This is a genomic window from Archangium sp. (assembly GCF_036389735.1).
Lineage (GTDB): Bacteria > Myxococcota > Myxococcia > Myxococcales > Myxococcaceae > Archangium.
Window position 1 is genome coordinate 1 of the sequence record NZ_DASVWK010000081.1, and the last position, 4,330, is coordinate 4,330.

Sequence of the window (4,330 nt, forward strand, 5' to 3'; positions counted from 1 at the left end):
ACCACCTTGAAGCCCCGCGCGGCCACGGCGGTGTCCACGGCGGCGAACCTCGGCTGGCCCGCGAGGCGGCGGCTCACCCGCTCGCGCAGCGCCGTGCGCCCGAGCAGGAAGGCGGCCAGCGCTCCGAGGTTGCTCGCCACCACCACGAGCAGCGAGCCGTACACGGGCCCGTAGGCGAAGCCCGCGCCCAGCGTCAGCACCGAGGCGGGCAGCACCAGCACCGTCGCCACGACATACAGGAGGACGTAGAGCCCCATGCCCCTCATTCCCGAGTCGCGGATGCGCTCGACGAGCCCCAGCAGCCACGTGTCCACGGGCAGCAGCCTGAAGGCGAGCACCAGGGCCACCCCCCCGGCCACGCCCGCTGCCCATCGCCCGATGCCTCGTGCCACGGTGCACCTCCCCAGATGGAGTGGCCTCCGAGCCTATGTGATGCCATAGAAGGAGACCTCCATGTCGTCCCAGAAAATCCCCGTTCCCCGCGAGGCCGCCGGCGTGCGGCTCGACAAGTTCCTCACGGCGCATGTGCCCGGGCTCTCGCTGGAGCGGGCGCGGGTGCTCATCGAGAAGGGCCACGTGCTCATCCGAGGCAAGAAGTGCCAGATGTCGCGCAAGCTCTGGGGTGGGGAGGAGATCGAGCTGAGCAGTCCTTCGCCGCGCCCTCCGTCGCACGCCCAGGTGCGGCGCTCCGTGGAGGGTCCCGAGCTGCCGGTGCTCCACGACGACGCGGCCATGGTCATCATCAACAAGCCGCCGGGCCTGGTGGTGGAGCCCAACGGGGGTGTGCCCTCGGTGGTGGAGCTGCTGGCGGCGCGGTTGCAGCCGTTCGACGTGGAGGGCCTCTCGCTGCCTGGGGTGGTGCAACGGCTGGACCGGGAGACGAGTGGGTGCCTCTCGATGGCGCGCACGGACGCGGCCGTCGCGGCGCTCGACCGGGCGTTCCAGGAGAAGCGCGTGGACAAGCGCTACTGGGCGCTGGTGCTGGGAGAGACCCCGGAGAGTGACCGGCTCGAGGCGCCGTATGGCCGAGACCCGAAGAACCCCCGGCTCTTCACGACGAAGGTGCGCTCGGCGCGGCGCGCGGCGCTCTCGTATGAGGTGCGCGAGCGGCTCCAAGGGGCGACGCTGGTGGAGGTGAAGCTGGAGACGGGGCGCACGCACCAGATTCGCGTGCAGATGGCCGAGGCGGGGTACCCCGTGCTCGGCGATTCGATGTACGGCCCCGCGGAGACGCGCATGCACCCGGCGGCGAAGGAGGTCGGCCGTCAGGCGCTGCACGCGTTCCGGCTCACGCTGCCGAGCCCCCTCACGGGGGAGATGGTGAGCGTCGAGGCGCCCCTGCCCGAGGACTTCCAGCGCGCCCTGGCGATGCTGCGGGGGTGACGCTCACGGCTCCTGTGCATCGTGCTCATGCTCCTCCTCATCGAGGGCAATGGAGAACGGGTGGAGCACGCGGTGGTTGATGTTGCGATGGTGCACCGCGAGGTACGAGTCGCCTGAGATCGTGAGGACGGATTGGTCAGGCGGCTCGGTCTGGCTCATGAACCAGGCCTCCGCCTCCTCGCATGTCTTGAACGAGGCCACGGCTGGAGGGAGACCTTCGCGCTTGAGCCGGCCGAGATGGTATTCGATCACGGGGAGGGGAATCAGGCGACGGTGGTTCAGCTCGCGGTTGTACAAGACGGAGTGGTACTGGTCCGCGATCAGCACGAGAGTCGAATCGGGTGGTTCGGGCTGGCTGTTCAGCCAGGTTTCCGCCTCCTCGCGTGTCTGGAACGCGGCCACCACGGGCGGGGGGGCATTTGAATCGAGGTACTGGAGGAAGTCCGCGAAGGCGTACCTCTGGCCCGTCGAGGTGATGAAGAGGATCGCGTTGATGGCGACCGCGAGGAGCTCCTGCTCTTCTGTGGATTGAGCAGTGGCTTGGATCCGCGCGAGAAGGCCCATCACGTCCTTGGTGAGTTCCCGCTTGTTGGTGGTCACGGCGACACCTCCGCGAGGTATGGCTCGGAGGGGATTGCAGGCGAGGCCACGAGTGCAATCGGCGCGAGGATGACGAGGCCTGCCCCAGCCGAAACCACGACGAAGACCATCCCCGCTATCATGACGACGCTGCCCACCAGGACTGCCTTGTGGTTGCGCTTCAACCAGTCGACAGCGCCGTCCACCGCCGTGAATTCTTGAGGCTGGAGCTTCTGCAGTTCTACGCAATCCTGGTAGGCCTGCCAGCACGTCTCCCGGCAATATTCTGACTTTCCGCCGCTCTTGCGCGGGGTTTTGGTGTGTCCGAAACCCGGGGGAAGAGGACGACGCATGCAGTTCTGGTAACAGCTCTGCAACTCCTGGTCGCAATCACGTGGCCGGGCAGCGACGGGGACGATGCGCCCATGGGGGCCGTCGTTGCTCGATTGGTACCTGTACCGCGCAAAGTTTAAATCCTCGGCACGTTCCCAAGTGTGGGTGACATGGCCATCGGGCTGCTCGCTGATGATGAGCACGAGGTCAGCGCGCTCCTCAGTACTAGCAGGAGTGGTGCCGCCGCGGGTGGCGCTACATGCGGTGAGCAGCACACCAAGGCTTGCCGCAATGAGTCTTCTTGGGGGCGTACTGTTTCTCACGCTAGATGCTCCTGCTGCCCTTGGCATGTGCGTCACCCTATGCGCCACTGCCCGAGGACTTCCAGCGCGCCCTTGCCTTGTCCCGGGGGCGCGCCCTGAACGCCTTCCATGACCTCCCATCGTTCGTCCAACATCCAACTGAAGAGGTGACCGCTGGAGTGGGATGATGTGATCCCGCCTCACCGGCTTGAAGTTCTAAATTATTGAAAATACTATGGTTTTTTCTCGCTCTCGGTTGATGAAGGGGGGCAGTTCCACCTCGGCGGATGCCCCGGGGGATGTCAGACCCGCAGGGTAGTTTGCGTCCTTGCCGCTGAACCGGAACCGACGCGCCATGGGCGTGAAGGAGGGTGTCAGCCGGCAAGGGGGTTCCATGGGAACGAAGCGGTGCGTGTTGGGGGCGGTGTTGGGAGCGGCGTCGGTGCTGCCGGTGGTGTGCCTGCCGTTGGCGACTCCGACGCATCTGAACAAGGAGGAGCAGCAGGGCGGCGTCTCGCGACAGGCGGGACGGCCCTTCGAGAATCACCAGGGCGAGCCGAGCTCGCCGGCCGAGGTGCCGACGGTGCCCGCGAGCCCCGCCGTCGACGAGCCGAAGCACCCGTGCGAGCTCGTCACGGTGATGCGGGTGCCGTGCGACCCGGCGACGTCCACGTGCGAGTACACCTACTGGGAGTGCCCGCGGAACGTGAAGCCGCTGAGGGCGTGACGGAGTGACACGCGGCCCGTGCGCGGGCCGACTCGAGCGCGGCGGGTCGGGCTCCTCGGAGCCTGGCTCGCCGCGCTGCCGTTTGCGGGAGCGCCTCTCGCTCTCTCCTCTCGCGACGCCGCCTATACTGGGGTTTACCCAAGAGAGGCGGTGGCATGCGCATCAGAAGATTACTGTTCGTCGGTGAGGTGAGCCGTGGATCACCCCAGCCTTGATGAATTGACCGCGATGTTCCACGCGGCCCGGAAGGCGGGAGAGGCCCATAAGGACAATCCCGAGCAACTGCGGCTCCACCGTGAGTTGCTCGCGGCCTGTCCCGCGTTCACTCCCAACCTCCTGCGCCTCGCCCGACTGCTCCAAGTGATCGAGCAGCCCGATGTGGACGCCCAAGAGTCCTTCTCCGAAGCCCAACGACTGCTGGAGCAGGCCGTACAGAGTTCGGAGCGGAGCGCTCCCTCGCTGGTGGAACTCGGGTACTTCCTGGACGATCTCCGCAACGCACCCGAGGACGGGCTCACGCTCTACCAGGAGGGAGCGGCGAAGGCGCTGGAGACACTCGAATACGCGTGGGCGGGGATGATCCGCTACTGGACCGACATGCGCTCCCGCGAGTCGCTGTCACAGGCCCTCCAACTCGGGGAAAGGGCACTGAAGGTCTTCCCCGAGTCCGAGCGCATCCTCTACTACGTGACGGACGCGAGGCGGTACGCCGCGCAGCAGGGCCTCCTCCCATCCGAGTGAGGTATCACCACTTCCTCAGCTGAGGGCGTGACGAAGTGACACGCGGCCCGTGCGCGGGCCGCCTTGAGCGCGGCGGGTCGGGCTCCTCGGAGCCTGGCTCGCCGCGCTGCTGTTTGGGGGGCTTGATTCCCCTGAACGAGCAGCATCCCCGGGCTGAATCAGGTGCGCGTATCAACAAAATCAAAGTCAGGCAGTTCCTTGAGGCCGTATGCTTGGAGCGCCAGTTCATCGAGCTTTTGAAAGTCCCGGTTCCGGAACGCAGTGC

The 4,330-nt window shown here is 66.6% G+C and carries 6 protein-coding genes; 3 read left to right on the forward strand and 3 right to left on the reverse strand.

Translation table 11 applies throughout. The annotated features are described in order from the left end of the window. Positions 1-392: TVP38/TMEM64 family protein (locus VF794_RS03230; protein WP_331107590.1), on the reverse strand; the 392-nt coding region annotated here is incomplete at its 3' end. 61 nt (positions 393-453) lie between these two features. Between VF794_RS03230 and VF794_RS03235 the strand changes: the two genes are divergently transcribed. After that, positions 454-1,383 (forward strand): RluA family pseudouridine synthase, encoded by a 930-nt coding sequence (locus VF794_RS03235; RefSeq protein ID WP_331107592.1) that lies wholly within the window; start codon positions 454-456, stop codon positions 1,381-1,383. A gap of 3 nt (positions 1,384-1,386) precedes the next feature. Here the strand turns inward: VF794_RS03235 and VF794_RS03240 are convergent, their stop codons facing one another. Then, a complete protein-coding gene (locus VF794_RS03240; protein ID WP_331107594.1) occupies positions 1,387-1,983 on the reverse strand; it encodes a head protein in 597 nt (198 codons plus the stop codon). Then, positions 1,980-2,498 (reverse strand): hypothetical protein, encoded by a 519-nt coding sequence (locus tag VF794_RS03245; protein ID WP_331107595.1) that lies wholly within the window; start codon positions 2,496-2,498, stop codon positions 1,980-1,982. The genes VF794_RS03240 and VF794_RS03245 overlap by 4 nt, the downstream gene beginning before the upstream one ends. Before the next feature lie 493 nt (positions 2,499-2,991). Here VF794_RS03245 and VF794_RS03250 point away from each other — a divergent pair, with 493 nt between their 5' ends. Both VF794_RS03250 and VF794_RS03255 read left to right on the forward strand, forming a co-directional pair. Beyond that, complete coding sequence (locus VF794_RS03250) at positions 2,992-3,324, forward strand: hypothetical protein (protein ID WP_331107597.1); 333 nt, start codon at positions 2,992-2,994, stop codon at positions 3,322-3,324. Between the two features lie 195 nt (positions 3,325-3,519). Continuing rightward, positions 3,520-4,065, forward strand: coding sequence for a hypothetical protein (locus VF794_RS03255; RefSeq protein WP_331107599.1), 546 nt, complete (start codon positions 3,520-3,522; stop codon positions 4,063-4,065). Positions 4,066-4,330: the final 265 nt, after the last annotated feature.